This window comes from Achromobacter animicus (assembly GCF_040775605.1).
Lineage (GTDB): Bacteria > Pseudomonadota > Gammaproteobacteria > Burkholderiales > Burkholderiaceae_B > Achromobacter > Achromobacter animicus.
This window is the reverse complement of sequence record NZ_JAYGJK010000001.1, coordinates 2,217,632-2,234,524: the sequence shown is the minus strand read 5'-3', so window position 1 is coordinate 2,234,524 and position 16,893 is coordinate 2,217,632. Positions and strand designations below refer to the sequence as shown.

At 67.9% G+C, this 16,893-nt stretch carries 18 protein-coding genes; 12 read left to right on the top strand and 6 right to left on the bottom strand.

Translation table 11 applies throughout. From position 1 onward, the window contains the following. Nucleotides 1-19 precede the first annotated feature (19 nt). From AB3147_RS10055 to AB3147_RS10030, 6 genes are all read right to left on the bottom strand, one after another. Nucleotides 20-979 (bottom strand): proline dehydrogenase family protein, encoded by a 960-nt coding sequence (locus AB3147_RS10055; protein WP_367351844.1) that lies wholly within the window; start codon nt 977-979, stop codon nt 20-22. A 131-nt stretch (nt 980-1,110) separates the two neighbouring features. Continuing rightward, nucleotides 1,111-2,019 (bottom strand): DMT family transporter, encoded by a 909-nt coding sequence (locus AB3147_RS10050; RefSeq protein WP_367351843.1) that lies wholly within the window; start codon nt 2,017-2,019, stop codon nt 1,111-1,113. Between the two features lie 206 nt (nt 2,020-2,225). Then, entirely contained in the window at nt 2,226-3,473 is a 1,248-nt protein-coding gene (locus tag AB3147_RS10045; RefSeq protein WP_367351842.1) for a D-amino acid dehydrogenase, read from the bottom strand. A gap of 107 nt (nt 3,474-3,580) precedes the next feature. Then, entirely contained in the window at nt 3,581-4,018 is a 438-nt protein-coding gene (locus tag AB3147_RS10040) for an Rrf2 family transcriptional regulator (RefSeq protein WP_175185039.1), read from the bottom strand. Between the two features lie 59 nt (nt 4,019-4,077). Then, nucleotides 4,078-5,295 (bottom strand): NO-inducible flavohemoprotein, encoded by a 1,218-nt coding sequence (hmpA, locus tag AB3147_RS10035; protein ID WP_367351841.1) that lies wholly within the window; start codon nt 5,293-5,295, stop codon nt 4,078-4,080. Nucleotides 5,296-5,383: 88 nt separating this feature from the next. Beyond that, nucleotides 5,384-6,175, bottom strand: a complete 792-nt coding sequence (locus AB3147_RS10030) for a 4'-phosphopantetheinyl transferase family protein (RefSeq protein WP_367351840.1) — start codon at nt 6,173-6,175, stop codon at nt 5,384-5,386. Between AB3147_RS10030 and AB3147_RS10025 the strand changes: the two genes are divergently transcribed. From AB3147_RS10025 to AB3147_RS09970, 12 genes are read left to right on the top strand one after another with little or no spacing between them, the layout of a single operon-like run. Further along, entirely contained in the window at nt 6,159-6,881 is a 723-nt protein-coding gene (locus tag AB3147_RS10025) for a beta-ketoacyl synthase chain length factor (protein WP_218343388.1), read from the top strand. The two genes, AB3147_RS10030 and AB3147_RS10025, sit on opposite strands and share 17 nt — an antisense overlap. Then, a complete protein-coding gene (locus AB3147_RS10020) occupies nt 6,878-7,723 on the top strand; it encodes a lysophospholipid acyltransferase family protein (protein WP_367351839.1) in 846 nt (281 codons plus the stop codon). Before AB3147_RS10025 ends, AB3147_RS10020 begins: the two co-directional genes overlap by 4 nt. Beyond that, nucleotides 7,720-7,980 carry a phosphopantetheine-binding protein gene (locus AB3147_RS10015; protein WP_218343386.1) on the top strand — a complete coding sequence of 87 codons (261 nt, stop codon included), beginning with the start codon at nt 7,720-7,722 and terminating at the stop codon, nt 7,978-7,980. The genes AB3147_RS10020 and AB3147_RS10015 overlap by 4 nt, the downstream gene beginning before the upstream one ends. 16 nt (nt 7,981-7,996) lie before the next feature. Further along, entirely contained in the window at nt 7,997-8,251 is a 255-nt protein-coding gene (locus AB3147_RS10010; RefSeq protein WP_056569797.1) for an acyl carrier protein, read from the top strand. Then, nucleotides 8,248-8,796 (top strand): COG4648 family protein, encoded by a 549-nt coding sequence (locus AB3147_RS10005; RefSeq protein ID WP_367351838.1) that lies wholly within the window; start codon nt 8,248-8,250, stop codon nt 8,794-8,796. Before AB3147_RS10010 ends, AB3147_RS10005 begins: the two co-directional genes overlap by 4 nt. Nucleotides 8,797-8,799: 3 nt before the next feature. After that, nucleotides 8,800-10,506, top strand: coding sequence for an AMP-binding protein (locus AB3147_RS10000; protein ID WP_218343384.1), 1,707 nt, complete (start codon nt 8,800-8,802; stop codon nt 10,504-10,506). Continuing rightward, nucleotides 10,493-11,245: a glycosyltransferase family 2 protein gene (locus AB3147_RS09995; RefSeq protein WP_218343383.1), complete on the top strand. Its 753-nt coding sequence runs from the start codon at nt 10,493-10,495 to the stop codon at nt 11,243-11,245. The genes AB3147_RS10000 and AB3147_RS09995 overlap by 14 nt, the downstream gene beginning before the upstream one ends. Then, entirely contained in the window at nt 11,242-12,165 is a 924-nt protein-coding gene (locus AB3147_RS09990) for an LpxL/LpxP family acyltransferase (protein WP_218343382.1), read from the top strand. The genes AB3147_RS09995 and AB3147_RS09990 overlap by 4 nt, the downstream gene beginning before the upstream one ends. Beyond that, nucleotides 12,158-12,610 (top strand): acyl-CoA thioesterase, encoded by a 453-nt coding sequence (locus tag AB3147_RS09985; RefSeq protein ID WP_218343381.1) that lies wholly within the window; start codon nt 12,158-12,160, stop codon nt 12,608-12,610. Before AB3147_RS09990 ends, AB3147_RS09985 begins: the two co-directional genes overlap by 8 nt. After that, nucleotides 12,598-13,257, top strand: a complete 660-nt coding sequence (locus tag AB3147_RS09980) for an outer membrane lipoprotein carrier protein LolA (protein WP_367351837.1) — start codon at nt 12,598-12,600, stop codon at nt 13,255-13,257. Before AB3147_RS09985 ends, AB3147_RS09980 begins: the two co-directional genes overlap by 13 nt. Further along, nucleotides 13,241-15,595 (top strand): MMPL family transporter, encoded by a 2,355-nt coding sequence (locus tag AB3147_RS09975; RefSeq protein WP_367351836.1) that lies wholly within the window; start codon nt 13,241-13,243, stop codon nt 15,593-15,595. The genes AB3147_RS09980 and AB3147_RS09975 overlap by 17 nt, the downstream gene beginning before the upstream one ends. A gap of 40 nt (nt 15,596-15,635) precedes the next feature. Beyond that, on the top strand, nt 15,636-16,883 hold the full coding sequence (locus AB3147_RS09970) for an NAD(P)/FAD-dependent oxidoreductase (protein WP_367351835.1): 1,248 nt from the start codon (nt 15,636-15,638) through the stop codon (nt 16,881-16,883). The last annotated feature ends 10 nt before the right edge of the window (nt 16,884-16,893 follow it).

The window sequence follows — 16,893 nt, the reverse complement described above, 5'->3', positions numbered from 1 at the left end:
AATTGCCAGCCATTCGCGGCTACCCGAAGTAATGCCCGTCCGCTTTCAGCGAACGGGCCAGGAGCCACGCGTTGCGAGGATTTTCCCCCACGCGGCGGATGGCATACGGCCACCAGTCCGCGCCAAACGGGAGATAGACCCTGACGTTATAGCCCAACCGGCGCAGCGCGATCTGCCAGTCCGGCCGCACGCCGTAAAGCATCTCAAATTCGAAACTGCCGGCAGGCCAGCCGCGCTCGCGCGCCAGGTCGATGATGGCGCCGGCCAGCCGGTCGTCGTGCGTGCCGAAGACCGGGTAAAAGCCAGAGTCCCGCGCCTCGCGCGACAGCATGATGGACGCCGCGTCCAGATAGGCCTGGTCGATGCGCGCGCGCCCGGCGTGGTCAAGCTCACGCTCGGGGAACGCACCCTTTACCAGCCGCAGCGAGGTGCGCTGCCGGATCGCCCAGGCCAGGTCCTCCGGCGTGCGGCGCCGCCGCGCCTGCAGCGTGAGGCCGGCGGGGATGCCCGCTTCCAACAGCGTGCGATGCAGCGTGCAGGTGCGGTCGCGGATGCTGGAATCTTCCATGTCCAGCACCAGCCAGTCGCAGCCTTGGCCGCCAAAGCGCTGCACCGCCGTGCCGATGCGCCGCGCGTTTTCCTCGCCCAGCGTGTCATCGCGCATGTAGCCGATGGCCGTGGGATCGACGGAGACGTGCACGTCCAGGCCGGCCGCGGCCAGCGCCCGGCATGCGTCGACGGCCTGATTGACGTTATGGTCGATTGCAGCGCGGTCCGCCACGTATTCGCCCAGATAGAAGAGCGAGGCGCGGATGCCGTGCGCCTCGCGCAGCTTCACGGCGGTCCGCACGGCCTCGTCCACATCGGCGCCGCCGACGAAACGGCGCGCCAGCGACGTCCGGGCGGCCATCGCGCGCATCATGTGGCCGACCGCCGGGCTGCGGGCCAGCGCAATCGTGGTCTTCTGGAAAATGCTCATTGCCTCACCGCGCAAAGCGGCCACTATGCGGCGGCCGCGGGCGCCTGTCTTGAACGCCCGTGAATGCGTGGCCAGGCATTACCCCCTCCGGCGCAAGGCCAGCGCCGGACGTGAGCACCCGTGATTGCCGGCTAGGACTTGCCTGCCGCCAGCGCGCGTCCGGCGCCGAACAGCGGCCGCTGCACGGTCTGCGCCAGCAGCACGCCCGCCAGGGTGACCGCGCCACCCAGCAGGTGATAGCTGTGCAGGCGTTCGCGCAGCATCACGAAGGCGGCCAGCGCTGTGAAGAGCGGCAGCAGGTTGATGAAAATGCTGCAGCGGTTGGGCCCCAAGCGCTGCACGCCTTCGATCCACAGATACGACAGCAACACCGACGAGAAGATGCCGGCATACAGAATGAGCGGCACCGTATTGACGTCCAGCGCCGCTTGCGCTGCCGGCACGCGCAGGTAGAGCGGGAACATGTAGATCAGCGCGAAGATGGACTGCACGAAGGTGGACTGCCAGGCGGGCACCGGCACTTTCCAGTGGCGCAGCAGCACGCCGTACAGCGCATACGACAAGGCGGCCAGCAGCATCAGGCCGTCGCCCACGTGCACGCCATGCTGGAACACGCTGAGCATGTCGCCCTGCCCCACCAGGTACAAAAGGCCCAGGAACGACAACGCGCCGCCCGCGGCCATGCCGAGCGTCAGCGGATCGCGCAGGATCACCACGCTGAGCAGCATGCTGAGCAGCGGGATCAGCGCCGTCAGGATGGCCATGTTGGTGGCGGTGGTGGTCTCTGCCGCCCGGTAGGACAGCGCCTGGAACACGGCCGCCGACAGCGCGCCGTACAGCGCCAGCTTGGGCCAGTGCCGCAGGATGACCCGCCGGTTGCGCCACGCCGGACGGGCCGTGAACAGCCCCATCAGGAACAGCGCCAGCAGCAGGCGGTAGAAGGTGATGGCGGTGGGCGAGATGGCGCTGGCGGCCATCTTGGAGACGATGACGTTGCCCGCCCAGAACAGGATGGCGAACAACGGAAAGAGAAAGGACATGGCGATGAACTCGAAGGATGGATCGGCTCCTTCGCTGCCGCCGATTGCGGCGGCGTGCAAAGGATGATCGCTATCCTATTGAGCCGGCATCAGCCCGTCTGCCGATGAAATGGCATCGGCTATTGCGAAATGGACATTGCCTGTTGCGGCGCGCAGGGCGACAGAGGCAGGGCTCAGGCGCCAGGCTCCAGGTTCGGGCTTAGCGTTCAGGGCTTGAACGGCGCCGGGTCCAGCGGCAACTCCATTCCCCCCATCTGCGCGGTCAGCAACGCCGCGCTGCCGCAGGACAAGGTGAAGCCCAACGCCCCCTGACCCACGTTCAACCACAGATTGTCCGCCGCGGGGCTGCGGCCGATCAGCGGCTTGCCGGTCGGCGTGGCCGGGCGCAGACCCGCCCACGGGATGGCCTGACGCAGGTCGAGCTGCGGGAAAGCTTCGAGCACCTGCTGCTTGAGCAGACTGATGCGCGCCGGGTCGATGTCGGCGTTGTTGCTGCCGATGTCCACCATGGCCGCGATCCGCAGCACGCCGCCCACGCGGGCGTAGACGATGCGCCGTTCGTAATCGGTGACGCTGATGCGGGGCGCCACGGTGTCGTCTGGCGCCAGCGGCACGGTCAGGCTGTAGCCCTTCAAGGGATAGAGCGGCACGTCGTGGCCCAGCGGACCGAGCAACGCCCGCGTGCCGATGCCGGTGGCCAGCACCACGGCATCCGCGCCGATGTCGCCGTCGCGCGTGTTGACCGCGACGATGCGGCGGCCTTCGCGCTGCAGGCCGGAGACGGGGTTGGACATGGCGCACTGCACGTTACCCATCGTTTGCAGACGGTCGAACAGCGCTTCGGTGAACTGCCGGCAGTCGCCGGCTTCTTCGCTGGGGGTGTAGATGGCGCCCGCCAGGCTGGCGCCCATGCCGGCCAGCGCGGGTTCGCGCGCCACGGCCTGCGCGGCGTCCAGCACCTGCTGGTCTGCGCCGTGCGCCGCCTGGTAGGCCACCAGCGCGCGCGCCTTTTCCAGCAGATCGGGGCTGCGGTACGCAATGAGCTTGCCGTTCTTCAGGTGGCCGAACGCCAGGTCTTCCTGTTCCAGCAGCGAATGCATGACGTCGCGGCTAAGGTAGGACAGCGTCAGCATCTGCGCGGTGGACGCCTTGGCCACCGATGCGCGGCAGGCCAGCGCGAACTGCAGGCACCAGCGCCATTGATGCGGGTCCAGCCGGGGCCGGAATCGCAGCGGCGAGTCAGGGCGCAGCAGCCATCCCGGCACGCTGGGCAGCACGCCGGGTCCGGCAAGCGGCGCCACATAGCTGTAGCTGAGCTGGCCGCCGTTGGCATAGCTGGAGACTTCCGCCGGGCGGGGCTGGCTGTCGACCAGCACCACGTCATGACCCTGGCGCGCCAGGAAATAGGCCGACGTCACACCGACCACGCCGGCGCCGATCACACAAACGCGCATACCGTTATCCAAGAAGACCGCGAACGGGCCCATTCTGTAACGGCCGCCCCCGCGCCGGCAAATGCCAAACGCCGCAGGGGCCATAACCAAACATCATGCCCGGGGCTTCAGGCCACCCGATGCAGCTTGATGATGGCGGCGGCGGTGGGTTCGCGGACCAGATCGGCCAGCGTGTAGCCATTGAGCGTGTCGTAGAACGCCTGCAGCGTCTTCGCCAGCACGCCGGACAGCCGGCACACGCCATCCAGGGCACAGGGCGGTTCGCGGCAATCGATCAGGGGGCCCTGCTGTTCGAGTTCCCGCACCAGATCGCCCACCCGGTACTCCGTGGCGGGACGGGCGAGGCTGAGTCCGCCGCCCTTGCCGCGCGTGGTGCTGACCCAGCCGCGCTGCGACATGAAGTGCACCACCTTCACCAGATGATTGCGGGACAAGCCGAAGCGATCCGCGATCTCGGGAATCGTGACGGCGACGGGCCGGTCGCGGCATTGCGTCAGATACATCAGGACGCGCAGGCCGAAGTCGGTGAATCGGTTCAGTTGCATGATGGGTGGGGAGCGTGGCCCGGGCGGCCCGGAAACATCAGGCCGCCAGGATACACCGCTCAGGCGCCGGGGCCGCCAGTGCCGAACGCCTCGGCGTGGATGCGGTCTTCGGCCACGCCCAGCCCCAGCAACGCTTCACGCTGGGCACGCATGAAGGCCGCCGGTCCACACAGGTAGTAATCGGCGCCGGGGACGATGGCTTCATCGCGAATGGCGTGCAGGTCGACGCGCCCCGTGTGGTCGTAGTCGCGGCCGGCCTGGTCGCCGTGGCCCACCTCTTCGTAGAACACCGCCTTGCGCACGTTGGCGCGCGACGCCGTAATGTCGTTCACGTGCTCGCGCATGGCGTGCACCGAGCGGTTGCGGCAGCCGTGCACGAAGCGGATCTGGCGTTCGTCGTTGGCGCGCACCAGGTGGTTCAGGATCGACAACATGGGCGTCAGGCCCACGCCACCGCTCAGCAGCACGACGGGGGCATCGCCGTCTTCGCGCAGATGAAAATCACCTTGCGGCGGCGCCACGTCCAGCACGCCGCCCTCTTCCAGACGGTCGTGCAGCGCGTTGGACACGCGGCCCGCCGGCGTCTGATCGCCGGCCGGCTCGCGCTTGACCGAGATGCGCAGGCGATCGTGGCCCGGCGCGTCCGACAGGCTGTATTGGCGCGGTTGCATCAAGCCCAGTTCCGGTACGAACACGCGCACGGACACGTATTGACCCGGCCGGTATGCCGGCACGGTGCCGCCGTCTGCAGGGGCCAGGTAGAAAGAAGTGATTTCGGCGCTTTCGGGCTGCTTGCCCACGACGCGGAACGCGCGCCAGCCCGTCCAGCCGCCCGGCTTGTTGGCCGATTCCGCATACAGACGCGCCTCTTCGGCGATCAGCAGGTCCGCCAGTTGGCCATAGGCCGCGCCCCAGGCATCGACGAGTTCGTCGGTGGCGGCATCGCCCAGCACTTCACGGATGGAAGTCAGCAGATGCTTGCCCACGATGGCGTAGTGTTCGGGCCGGATGCCCAGGCTGACGTGCTTGTGCACGATGCGCGTCACCACCGGCATCAGCACCGAGGGATCGTCGATGTGCTCGGCATACGCGGTCACCGCGCCGGCCAGCGCATGCTGCTGCGCGCCGCCCGCCTGGTGGGCCTGGTTGAACACGTGCTTGAGTTCCGGATTGTGCTGGAACATGCGCGCGTAGAAATGCTTGGTCAGGGCGACGCCATGAACCTTCAGGACAGGGGCCGTGGCCTTGACCAGCTCGCGGATTTGGGGGCTCAACATCAACTGCTCCTTGAATGGCGAACGGGCTCGCCTTTAAACATATATTCATAATACATCTTTAAATCCGAACGGCGAAATCGGCAGGACATCAAGCCGTTTCGGTACGCCAGCGGCCAAGCATTTCCACCACGGGCAACGCGCACCCTGCCGCGCCGACCCAGGCCGGTTCCAGTCCATCGACCGCAGAGCCATCAGGCGACTGCCACACCACGGACGCCATCCAATCGGCCCCGGCGCGATACGAGCAAGCGCCCCAACTGCCCCGCGGCGAGCGCAGCGCCAAACCAGACGGTGACGCCTGCAGCCCCACCAATGCCATGTCCGCGGGAAAATCCAGACCCGCAGCCTTGATGAAGGCCTCCTTCAACGTCCATAGCTGATAGAAGCGAAGCAGGCGGGCGTCCTCCGGCAGTGCGGCCAACATGTCGCGTTCTGCCTGTGAGCACACCCATTGCGCCAGGCCTTCGACGCTACGAGGCCGGATGGCTTCCAGGTCGATGCCGACCTTCCAGCCCGGCCGCGCAGTGGCCAACAGGGCATGACCGCCGCTGTGGCTCAGTGACGTGGCGCCCGGTAGCGGACGCGCAACGCGCACGTGATGCAGCAACGCACGGCTGACCCGCCAGTCGCGCAGGGCCTTGCCGCTGCGAATCGCGGGCGCTCTGAGAGCATCATCCGCGCACAGGTGTTCAACACCATAGAGTGAGGCGGCACTTTGATCAGCCCACCAGATTAAAAGTTCCTGAACGCCCAAAGCCGAAAGTAACCATTCGAAAAAAATACGGTTAAAATGGGTTATTTTGTGTAATTTGTAACTGTTCAAAACAATCGAAGCGCAGTTTGCCATAGTAGAATCGCGCGCTATGTTGACTTTCTCCATCTCGCAATGGCAAGGTTGGACACCAGGATTTCAGGACCCGAGCAGTTGGCAGGACTGGGCTGAACAGCCGTACTGCCCCCTCGGAGATCAGGCCGCCCCGCGCCTCGACTTCTTGCCCCCCATGCAACGACGCCGCCTCAGCCCCTTGGCTCGCGGCGTGTTTGCTTGCGCGTGGCCGCTGGCCGACGGCTACCCGGACATGCCCTTCGTGTTTGCCTCGCAACATGGAGAAACGACGCGCAACTTTGGGCTGCTGGACTCGCTAGCCGCCGACGAACCCTTGTCGCCCACGGCTTTCGGCCTCTCGGTCCACAACTCGATTGCCGCACAGTGGTCGATCATACGCCGCGAAACGACAGAGTCCGTCGCGCTGTCCGTCGAGGACGACGGCCTGGAACACGCCTTTCTTGAAGCCGCCCTGCTGTTCGATCAGGGGCACGACAACGTGCTCGTGGTGCTGGCCGAAGAATCGCCGCCTGCGCCCTACGCGCCGTGGGTCGACGACGTGCCGTTCTCGTATGCCGCCGCCTTCCGGCTGCGCCCGGGTAGCGACTGGACGCTGACGATGGACGCCGCCGGCGCTGACGGCGCGCCGCCGCCCGTCTGGCCCAATCCCCTCAACCTCATGCGCCACCTTGCATTGCAGACCCCGAGCTGGCGGCATGCGAACCGCAGCCGTCAATGGACCTGGACCCGAACCGCATGACCTCCCCGGCTCAAATCCGACAAGATTTCTGGCTATGGCGCCTGATCGCCACCGGCATGGCCTTCGCCATATTCGGCATAGGCGGCGTGCTGCTGCGCCTGATGGTGTTTCCGCCGCAGCGCCTCTTGCCCGGCGACCGCCAGGACCGGCAGCGCCGCGCGCGCTGGGCGTTGAATGGCACCTTCCGGCTGTTCATCCGCTTCATGGTGCGCGTGGGCATCCTGACCGTGGACTTCAAGGGCGCCGAGCGCCTGGGCCGGCCGGGCCAGATGATTCTTGCCAATCACCCGTCGCTGCTGGACGTGGTGTTCCTGGTCGGGCACGTCAAGAACGCCAACTGCATCGTCAAGCATGGGCTGGCCGCCAATCCCTTCACGCGCGGTCCCGTCGCGAACGCCGGCTACATCACCAACGACGAGAGCTTCGACATGTTCGACCGCGCCGCGGATGTGCTGCGCAACGGCGAAACGTTGATCGTCTTCCCGGAAGGCACGCGCACGCCGCCCAATGCCATGCCCCAATTCCATCGCGGCGCCTGCGCGATTGCGCTGCGGGGCGCGCAGGTCGTGACGCCGGTCGTCATTCGCATGAACCCGCGCAGCCTGACCAAGGGCGAGCCCTGGTATCGGATTCCGCCCTCGCGCATGCGGTATGTCATCGAGGTCGGTGAAGACATCGACCCGGCCACGTGGAACTGCGCGCATCCGCTGCCCATCGCGGGCCGCAAGATGAACGCCCACCTGCATGCCTATTTCGAAGCCGAGCTGGCGCGCAGCGCGCCGGCCGGCGCCCCTGAACGCGCGGTCGCCCAGGACAGCGCTAGTGGAGTCAACGCTGGATGAATCAACTGGAACTTGAGCTGAAAACGCTCGTCATCGAGTCCCTCGGCCTAGAAGACATTACCCCCAATGACATCGATCGCGAAGCCGCGCTGTTCGGCGATGGCCTCGGCCTGGATTCGGTCGACGCGCTGGAGCTGGGCCTGGCGCTGCAAAAGCGCTATGCGATCACCATCGATCCCGAAACACGCAACATGCGCGAGCATTTCGCCAGCATCGCCAGCCTGGCGGCATTTGTCACTGCGCAACGCCGCGACTGACGCATACGGAGTCCCCATGCACACCCGCGACGAAATCTTCAACACGCTGCGCGGCGCCCTGGTCGAACTGTTCGAGATCGAACCGGAACGGATCACGCCCGACGCGCATTTGTACACCGACCTGGAAATCGACAGCATCGACGCGATCGACCTCATCGATCACGTGCGCCGGCAGACCGGCCGCAAGCTCGACGCCAACGACTTCCGCACGGTCCGCACCGTCGAGGACGTGGTGCAGGCCATGATGCAAAAGCAGGATCCGGCCGCATGAGCCGTGGCGTCGCGGCCGCCTTGGCCGCCGCCGCCATGGCCTACCCATTCATCGTGTACGCGACGCTGGACCGCGTGAGCGCGGCATGGCTGGCGTTGCCGCTGGCGCTGTTGTGGCTTGCCCGCGGCTTGACCGCGCGCGCCGCGCAGCCTGGCGACAGGCTGCTGCCCACCGCCGCGCTCATCTTCTGCCTGATTCTGGCCGTATCCAATTCCGAGAACTGGCTGCGCTGGTATCCCGTGCTGGTCAACGGGATGATGCTGGCCATCTTCGGCGCCAGCCTGCGCTCGGGCATGCCCGTCGTGGAACGCCTGGCGCGCCTGCGCCATCCCGATCTGCCGCCCGAGGGCGTGCGCTACACCCGCAACGTGACGCGCGCTTGGTGCCTGTTCTTCGCCGTGAACGGCACGATCGCCGCCGCGCTGGCGGCCTGGGCGCCGTGGAGCTGGTGGGTGGCTTACAACGGCGGCGCCAGCTACGTGCTGATGGGCCTGATGGCCGCCGGCGAATGGCTGATCCGCCCCGCCGCGGCGAAGGCAGCCTGAGCCATGGTTTGGACGCCCCTGCCCCAACTGCTGTTGCCCGCTGCTTGCGCGGATGCGAACGCCGTGGTCGCGGACGGCCCGGCGATCACACGCCAGGACTTCGCGCAGGACAGCCTGCGCATCGCGGGCGCCCTGCGCGCGCGTTTGGTAAAGCGCGCGGCGCTGTCGTTCGACGACGCCGTCGAACTGGCGAGCGCGCTGTTCGCGTGCTGGCGCGCGGGCGTCGTGGCCGTGCTGCCCGGCGACAACCAGGCGCAAACCTGCAACGGCCTGGACGGCACCGTCGATGCGTGGCTGACGGACGCCGACTTGCCCTTGCCCGCCGCGCGGCAATGGCGACTGGCCGACCTTCGCAGCCACCCGGCGCTCGACGCGGCCGAACTGGATGTATCCCTCACGCTGGTGGTCTGCACCTCCGGCTCCAGCGGCACGCCCAAGCACATCGCCAAACAATGGCGCCAGCTCTCGGAAGAGGTTCAGGCGCTGCAGCAGCAATGGCCCGACACGCAGACACCCGTGCTGGGCAGCGTGTCCGCGCAACACATGTACGGCCTGCCCTTCCGCGTGCTGTGGCCGCTTTGCGCGGGCCGTAGAATCGACCGGCGCCAGCGGCTCTACCCCGAGGACCTGCAGCAGGCGAGCCTGCGCCATCCCTCGTTTGCCTGGATCGCCAGCCCCGCGCTGTTGCGGCGCCTGGGCCAGCGCCTGGACTGGACGCAACTGCGCGGACGACTGATCCGCATCCATTCCTCGGGGGGCCCGCTGCCGCTGGAAGTGTCGGACGACATCGAACGGTCGCTCGGGCTGCGTCCCACCGAGATCTACGGCAGTTCGGAAACGGGCGCGGTCGCCTGGCGCACCGGCGACGCCGATTGGCAGCCGCTGCCGGGCGTCGCCGTCGACCTGAATGACGATGGCGCCCTGCGCGTGTCGTCGCCCTGGGTGCAGGCCGACGAGCAGCAGACCGCGGATGGCGCCGAGCTCACCGCGAACGGCTTCAGGCTGCTGGGCCGGCTGGACCGCATCATGAAGATCGAAGACAAACGCGTGTCGCTGCCCCTGGTGGAGCGCGCGCTGATGGAGCATGTCTACGTCGCCGACGTCCGCCTGGGCAAGGCCGCCGGGACCCCGCGTCTGGCCGCGCTGGTGGCGCTGTCCGCACACGGTCTTCACGCCTTGCGCAATCAGGGCCGCAAAGCGGTCGTCGACGCGCTGCGCGGCCATCTGGCCACCCGCGTCGAATCGCTGGCGGTGCCGCGTACCTGGCGGCTGCTGCGGCATCTGCCCGCCAATGCCCAAGGCAAATTGCCGCAAACCGATTTCGAAACCGCCGTCGGCCCGCGTCCCCTGGCCCCCGCTGCGATTGCGGCCGATCTGCCCGGGCAGCCCGGCAACGAGCGGCGCTACACGCTGGACATTCCCTACGACCTGGCCTATTTCAGCGGCCACTTTCCCACCGCGCCGGTCGTGCCGGGCGTGGCGCAGATCACCTTGGCCACGTCGCTTGCGCAGCGCGACCTGCTGCCCGAACTGCACTTTGCCGGCATGGAAGCGCTGAAATTCCAGCGTCTGCTGCGTCCCGGCGATACTGCCGTTCTGACGCTCAAATGGGACGCCACCAAACAGAAGCTGTACTTCGCGTTCACGGTGAATGACTCGCCGTGCTCGTCAGGCCGCATACTCCACGGGGCAAGCCATGACGCCGCATAAGCTGTGCGCGGTCATCCCCGTGTACAACCACGGCGGCACCGTCGCGGCGGTGGTCGCGCAGCTTGCCGCGCATGGCCTGCCCTGCGTGCTGGTGGACGACGGCTCCGAGCCCGGCTGCGCCGCCGTGCTGGACGAACTGGCCGCGCAACCCGATACGCAACTCGTGCGCCGCGCCGTCAACGGCGGAAAAGGCGCGGCCGTGCAGGACGGCCTGCGGGCCGCGATGAAGCTGGGGTACTCGCACGCCTTGCAGGTGGACGCCGACGGCCAGCATGCGCTGCACGACATCCCGCGCTTTGCGCAGATGTCGCGCGAGCAGCCGGACGCCGTCATTTGCGGCGCCCCCGTCTACGGCGACGACGTGCCGCGTAGCCGCCTCTATGGCCGCTGGCTGACCCGCCTCTGGGTCTGGATCAATACCCTATCCTTGGACATCCCCGACGCCATGTGCGGCTTTCGCGTCTATCCGCTGGCACAAGTCGTCCCCGTGATCAACGGGACCCACGTCGGCCGGCGCATGGACTTCGACATCGCCGTCCTGGTTCGGCTGCATTGGAAAGGCGTGCGCATGGCATGGCTGCCCACGCGCGTGGCCTATCCCGAGGGCGGCATCTCGCATTTCAAGGGCCTGCAAGACAACGTGCTGATCAGCCGCATGCACGCGCGGCTGTTCTTCGGCATGCTGGCCCGATCGCCGCTGCTGTTGTGGCGCCGGCTGACCCGGAGCGCCCCGCGATGAGCGCCGCCGATCCGCACTGGGCCGGACAGCGGGAACGCGGCAGCCCCATGCTGATGCGTCTGACGGCCTGGGCCGCGCGCACGCTGGGCCGGCGCGCGGTGGCCCCCGTGGTCTGGCTGGTGGTGCTGTATTTCTATGCGTTCGGCCCGCGTGCCCGCCGCGCGATTGCCGCGTATCAATCGCGCGTGACCAGCGCCGGCGACCTTGCCGCGCCGCTGCCGCGCGCCTTTCCCGTGTACCGGCAGTACCTGGCCTTTGCCGTCGCCATGCTGGACAAGCTGGACGTGTGGCAGGGCAAGATCACGATGGCGCGCCTGGACATGTCGGACCCCGACGGCCTGCATGCACAGATGGGCCAAGGCCGCGGCCAGATCCTGGTGGGCTCGCACCTGGGCAACATTGAAGTCTGCCGCGCGCTGGCGGAGCAGACGGGTGCCCTGCGGCTCAACGTGCTGGTCCACAGCAAGCACGCCGTTCACTTCAACCGCCTGCTGGACGAGGCCGGCGGCGGACTGCGCATGATCCAGGTCAGCGAGCTGGACGCCGCCGTCATGCTGGATCTGGCCAAGCGCCTGGACCGCGGCGAATGGCTGGCCATCGCCGGCGACCGCGTGCCCCTGCACGGCGACCGCACGGTGCCCGTGCAGTTCCTGGGCGCCACGGCGCTGTTTCCGCAAGGGCCGTGGCTGCTGGCCGGTCTGCTGGGCTGCCCGGTGAATTTGCTGTCGTGCACCCGTCACGGCGGCCGCTACCGCGTCGCGATGGAACGCCTGACCACGCGCATCGAATGGACGCGCGCCACCCGGCAGACGCAGATCGCCGCGTGGACACAGCGCTATGCCGACCGCCTGGCCGCGCATTGCCGCGAGGCGCCGCTGCAGTGGTTCAACTTCTACCCATTCTGGAAAGACGATGCGTAAACGTGGCGCGATCGGCGCGGCAGTCGAAATCCGTGTGCCCTTCTTCGATGTCGATTCGATCAACGTCGTGTGGCACGGCCACTACGTGAAGTACCTGGAGCAGGCGCGCTGCGAGCTGCTGGACCGGATCGGCCACAACTACGACGCGATGCGCGCAAGCGGCTACGCCTGGCCGGTGATCGACCTGCATCTGCGTTATGCCCAGCCCGCGCAGTTCGGCCAGCGCCTGATCGTGCGTGCCGAACTGGTGGAATGGGAGCACCGGCTCAAGATCAACTACCTGATCCAGGACGCCGAAACCGGACAACGGCTGACGCGGGCCACGTCCGAACAGGTGGCCGTCTGCATCGCCACCCGCGAAATGCAACTGGCCTCGCCCGCCGTCTTCGTCGCCGCGGTCCAAGGCGCACTTCATTCCCAGGAGGCTGGCGCATGTCCTGCCTGAACACTCTTTCGCGCTTGAACATCTTTCAGCGCTTGAACCTGTCCCAACGCCTGAACCGGTTCCTGTGCCTGCTGACGCTGGCGATGCTGCCGTTCACCGCCAGCGCATTCGACCTGAACGACCTGCAGACGCAACTGCGCGCGACGCCGATCGTGCGCGGCCAGTTCGTCCAGCAGAAATTCCTGCGGTCGCTGCCCCAACCGCTGACCAGCCGGGGCGACTTCACGCTGGCGGCGGGAAAGGGCCTGCTGTGGCTGCTGCGCACGCCCATTGCGCAGGACCTGCGCATCAACGCCAACGGCATCTCGCGCCGCGACGAATCGGGGGCATGGCAAGCGCTGCCGCAGCACACCGGCGCGGGCCGTGAAAACCAGCTCTTCCTGTCGGTGCTGGCGGGCGACACCCGCGGGCTGCAGGAAAACTTCGACCTGACGCTGACGGGCGAGGCCAAGGCCTGGCAACTGACGCTGACCCCGCGCTCGGCACTGCTCAAGCAGATCTTCAACACCATACAGATTGACGGCGCCGCGCTGGTCGACCGCATCGAACTGCGCGAGACGCAAGGCGACCGCAGCGTCCTACAGATGACCGGCGCGGTCGCGGCTGATGCCCTGACGCCAGAGGAACAGCGTGCATTCGCGGATTGAACGCTGGCTGCCCCGCCTGTTCAAGCTGGGGCTGCTGCTGGTGCTTCTGGCCGGCGTCTGGCAATGCCGCCATGGCTGGCCGGTGTCGGCCAACCTGATGGAGCTGGTGCCGCAGGGCGCCAATGACGCCACGCGCCAACTGGCCGAGGCCCGGATCCAGGAACCGCTGTCGCGCCAGCTCATCGCGCTGGTCGCCGCGCAGGATCCCGCCCGAACTGGCGCCGACGCCCAGGGCGCCGACCCCGCACAACCGGCGCGGCTGCTCGCCCGGCGCTGGACGGACAGCGGACTCTTTTCCGTTGTGCAGGTGGAACTGAACGTGGACCTGGCCGCCGTGCGCGAGCAACTGCTGGCCGGCCGCCTTGCCATGCTGCCGCTGGCGGACCGCCGGCTGCTGGACATGGACCCCGCCGCCTATGCCCAGCGCCGGGCGCGTGAGTTGTCCGATCCCTTCTCCTCATCGGGTCTGGTTCCCGCCGACCAGGACTGGCTTGGGCTGACGCGCCGCGCCGAACAGGCGCTGCGGCCCGGCGCAAGCGTGCAATACGACATGGGATCGGGCACCTTGCAGGCGCAGCAGGGCGGACGCCGCTGGGTGCTCGTGCGCGCCGAGACCCGCGGCGACGCGTTCGACGCGGATGCGCCGCAACGTATCGCCGCGCAGATCGACCAGGATCGCGAGGCACTGCAAGCCGCCGGGGCACAACTGCTAGTCGCCGGCGGCGCGCTCTACGCCGCGGCCGGCAAGGCGCAGGCGGTCGCGGAAGGCAGCTGGATCGGCTCCGGCGCCACGATCGGCATCGTGCTGGTCCTCTTGCTGGCGCTGCGGCGCTGGCGCGTGCTGCTGGCCTTCGTGCCGGTGGCCGTCGGACTGGTCACGGGCGCGGTCGCGTGCGTCGCGGTGTTCGGCTCGATCCACGTCCTGACGCTCGTCATCGGCGCCAGCCTCATCGGCGTGGCGGTCGACTTTCCCATGCACTGGCTTGGCAAAAGCTTCGGGATGCCGGACTGGCAGGCCTGGCCCGCGCTGCACCGGGTCCTGCCGGGCCTCACGATCAGCCTGGCCGCCAGCCTGGTGGGATATGTCGCACTGGCATTCACCCCATTTCCCGCGCTGACCCAGACCGCCGTGTTTTCCGCGGCGGGTCTGCTTGGCGCGTACGCCTGCACCGTCTGCCAGCTGCCGGCGTGGATGCGCGGCTGGCAGCCGCGTCCGTGGCTGCCTTTGCTGCACTTTGCCCAGGCCGCGCTCAAGACGCGCGAGCGGCTGGCGACGCGGCGCAGCCTGCTGTGGGCGGGCTTGCTCGTCATGGCGGCGGTCGCGGCCGGCGGCATTGCGCGGCTGGGCATCCAGGACGATCTGCGCCAATGGCTCAGCCTGCCCGCGCCGCTGATGCAGCAGGCCCGGCAGATCGGCGAGATCACCGGCTACGTGCCGACGAGCCAGTTCTTTTTGGTGCGCGCGCCCGATCCCGACGAACTGCTGCGGCGCCAGGCGTTGGTCGCGCAGCAGCTCGATGCGCTGGTCCAGCGCGGCGGACTGGCCACCTACAACGCGCTGAGCCAGCTTGTCTCCCCCGCCGCCGACCAGCAGGCGCTGGGCCGCCGCTTGGCCGAGCTGGCCGGCGAGCCGCAGGCGTGGAAGCCCATGACGGACCTGGGCATTCCGTTCGAAGCCGTGGCTGCCGAGCTGCGGTCGCTTGCGGCGCTGCCGGTCGTCGGCATCGACGCCGCGCTGCAAGGCCCGCAGGCCGAACGCTGGCGCGCGCTGTGGCTGGGCCAGCATGGCGGCGAGTACGCCGGCATGATCTCCCTGCTGGGTCTCAGCGATCCGGCCGCGCTGCAAGCCATTGCGCAGGCCGCGCCCGGCGTCACGCTGGTCGACCGCAGCGGCGAACTCAATCGCATGTTCGCCGCCACGCGCATCGAAGCCGCCGAACTCAAGCTCCTGTCCTATGTGGCCGCGGCCGTGCTGCTGCTCCTGACGCTGGGACGCACCGCCACATGGCGCATTCTGGCCGTGCCGCTGGCGGCCACCGTATGCAGCCTGGCCGCGCTGGGCTACCTGGGCCAGCCGTTGACGCTGTTCAGCCTGTTCGGCCTGCTGCTCGTGTCGGCCATCGGCGTGGACTACGCCATCTTCATGTACGAACGTGTCGCCGGCGCCGCCGCCAGCCTCGTCGGCATTCTGCTGGGCGCGGTCACGACGCTGCTGTCGTTCGGACTGCTTGCCCTCAGCCACACGCCCGCCATCGCCAACTTCGGACTGGCCGTGGCGCTGGGCGTGGCGTTTTCGCTTTTATGGGCGCCCTGGGTCGGTCCACCGCGGCGCGCCTGAGACCAGCCTCTTTCATCAAGCAATCATGGAAACAACCAGCATGGAACATCGGGAAGTTGTGGTTATCGGAGCGGGCCCCGCCGGCGCGGTCGCGGCCGCCCTGCTGAAGCGGCAGGGGCATGACGTCCTGGTGCTGGAGCGCCAGCAGTTCCCCCGGTTCTCCATCGGGGAAAGCCTGCTGGCGCATTGCCTGGAGTTTGTCGAAGAGGCCGGCATGCTGCCCGCCGTCGAGGCCGCGGGCTTCCAGGTCAAGAACGGCGCGGCGTTCGCGTGCGGCGACGCCTACACCTACTTCGACTTCCGCGACAAGTTCACGGCTGGCCCCGGCACGACCTTCCAGGTGCAGCGCGCGCAGTTCGACAAGGTGCTGGCCGAGGACGCCGCCCGCCAGGGTGTCGAGGTGCGCTACCAGCAGGAAGTTACCGCCGCCGACTTCGGCGACGCCGGTCCCCTGCTGGACGTGCGCCGCGCGGACGGCAGCGCCTATCAGGTCAAGAGCCAGTTCGTGCTGGACGCCAGCGGTTACGGGCGCGTCCTGGCCCGCCTGCTGGACCTGGAGCGCCCTTCCGCGCTGCCGCCCCGCAAGGCCATCTTCACGCACATCGAAGACCGCATCGACGATCCGGGCTTTGATCGCGAAAAGATCCTGATCACGGTCCATCCGGAGCAACGCGGCATCTGGTATTGGCTGATTCCCTTCTCCAATGGCCGCTGCTCGTTCGGCGTGGTCGGCGGCGAAGACCTGTTCGGCGGTCCCGGCGAAGATCTGATGACCACGCTACGCGCGATGACCGATGCCGCGCCCAACCTGAAGCGCGTCCTGAAGAACGCCGTGTGGGACACGCCGGCCAACACGATCGGCGGCTACTCCGCCAGCGTGACGCGCCTGCATGGTCCCGGCTACGCCTTGCTGGGCAATGCCGCGGAGTTCCTGGACCCGGTGTTCTCGTCCGGCGTCACCATCGCGTTGCGCTCGTCCAAACTGGCTGCCGATGCCTTGCACCGGCAACTCGGCGGTGCGCAGGTCGACTGGCAAGCCGAGTTCGCCGACCCGCTGATGATCGGCGTGGAAACCTTCCGTGCGTACGTGCAAGGCTGGTACACCGGCGAGTTCCAGGACGTCGTCTTCTACCAGCAGGCGCAGCCGGAAATCCGTCGCATGATCAGTTCCATTCTGGCGGGCTACGCCTGGGACACGAGCAACCCCTTCGTGGCCAACCCGCAGCGCCGCCTGCGCGTGCTGAGCGAACTGTGCCGCGCAGGCGGCACGGTCGCCCAGCCCGCCTGAACCCGCATCG

Coding starts and splice junctions, on each gene's coding strand:
- AB3147_RS10005 (WP_367351838.1), top strand. CDS start 8,248: ATGAGCCGTGGCGTCGCGGCCGCCTTGGCCGCCGCCGCCATGGCCTAC.
- AB3147_RS10010 (WP_056569797.1), top strand. CDS start 7,997: ATGCACACCCGCGACGAAATCTTCAACACGCTGCGCGGCGCCCTGGTC.
- AB3147_RS10045 (WP_367351842.1), bottom strand. CDS start 3,473: ATGCGCGTTTGTGTGATCGGCGCCGGCGTGGTCGGTGTGACGTCGGCC.
- AB3147_RS09990 (WP_218343382.1), top strand. CDS start 11,242: ATGAGCGCCGCCGATCCGCACTGGGCCGGACAGCGGGAACGCGGCAGC.
- AB3147_RS10030 (WP_367351840.1), bottom strand. CDS start 6,175: ATGGAGAAAGTCAACATAGCGCGCGATTCTACTATGGCAAACTGCGCT.
- AB3147_RS10020 (WP_367351839.1), top strand. CDS start 6,878: ATGACCTCCCCGGCTCAAATCCGACAAGATTTCTGGCTATGGCGCCTG.
- AB3147_RS09995 (WP_218343383.1), top strand. CDS start 10,493: ATGACGCCGCATAAGCTGTGCGCGGTCATCCCCGTGTACAACCACGGC.
- AB3147_RS09980 (WP_367351837.1), top strand. CDS start 12,598: ATGTCCTGCCTGAACACTCTTTCGCGCTTGAACATCTTTCAGCGCTTG.
- AB3147_RS10040 (WP_175185039.1), bottom strand. CDS start 4,018: ATGCAACTGAACCGATTCACCGACTTCGGCCTGCGCGTCCTGATGTAT.
- AB3147_RS09970 (WP_367351835.1), top strand. CDS start 15,636: ATGGAACATCGGGAAGTTGTGGTTATCGGAGCGGGCCCCGCCGGCGCG.
- AB3147_RS09985 (WP_218343381.1), top strand. CDS start 12,158: ATGCGTAAACGTGGCGCGATCGGCGCGGCAGTCGAAATCCGTGTGCCC.
- AB3147_RS10025 (WP_218343388.1), top strand. CDS start 6,159: ATGTTGACTTTCTCCATCTCGCAATGGCAAGGTTGGACACCAGGATTT.
- AB3147_RS10050 (WP_367351843.1), bottom strand. CDS start 2,019: ATGTCCTTTCTCTTTCCGTTGTTCGCCATCCTGTTCTGGGCGGGCAAC.
- AB3147_RS10000 (WP_218343384.1), top strand. CDS start 8,800: ATGGTTTGGACGCCCCTGCCCCAACTGCTGTTGCCCGCTGCTTGCGCG.
- AB3147_RS10015 (WP_218343386.1), top strand. CDS start 7,720: ATGAATCAACTGGAACTTGAGCTGAAAACGCTCGTCATCGAGTCCCTC.
- AB3147_RS10055 (WP_367351844.1), bottom strand. CDS start 979: ATGAGCATTTTCCAGAAGACCACGATTGCGCTGGCCCGCAGCCCGGCG.
- hmpA (WP_367351841.1), bottom strand. CDS start 5,295: ATGTTGAGCCCCCAAATCCGCGAGCTGGTCAAGGCCACGGCCCCTGTC.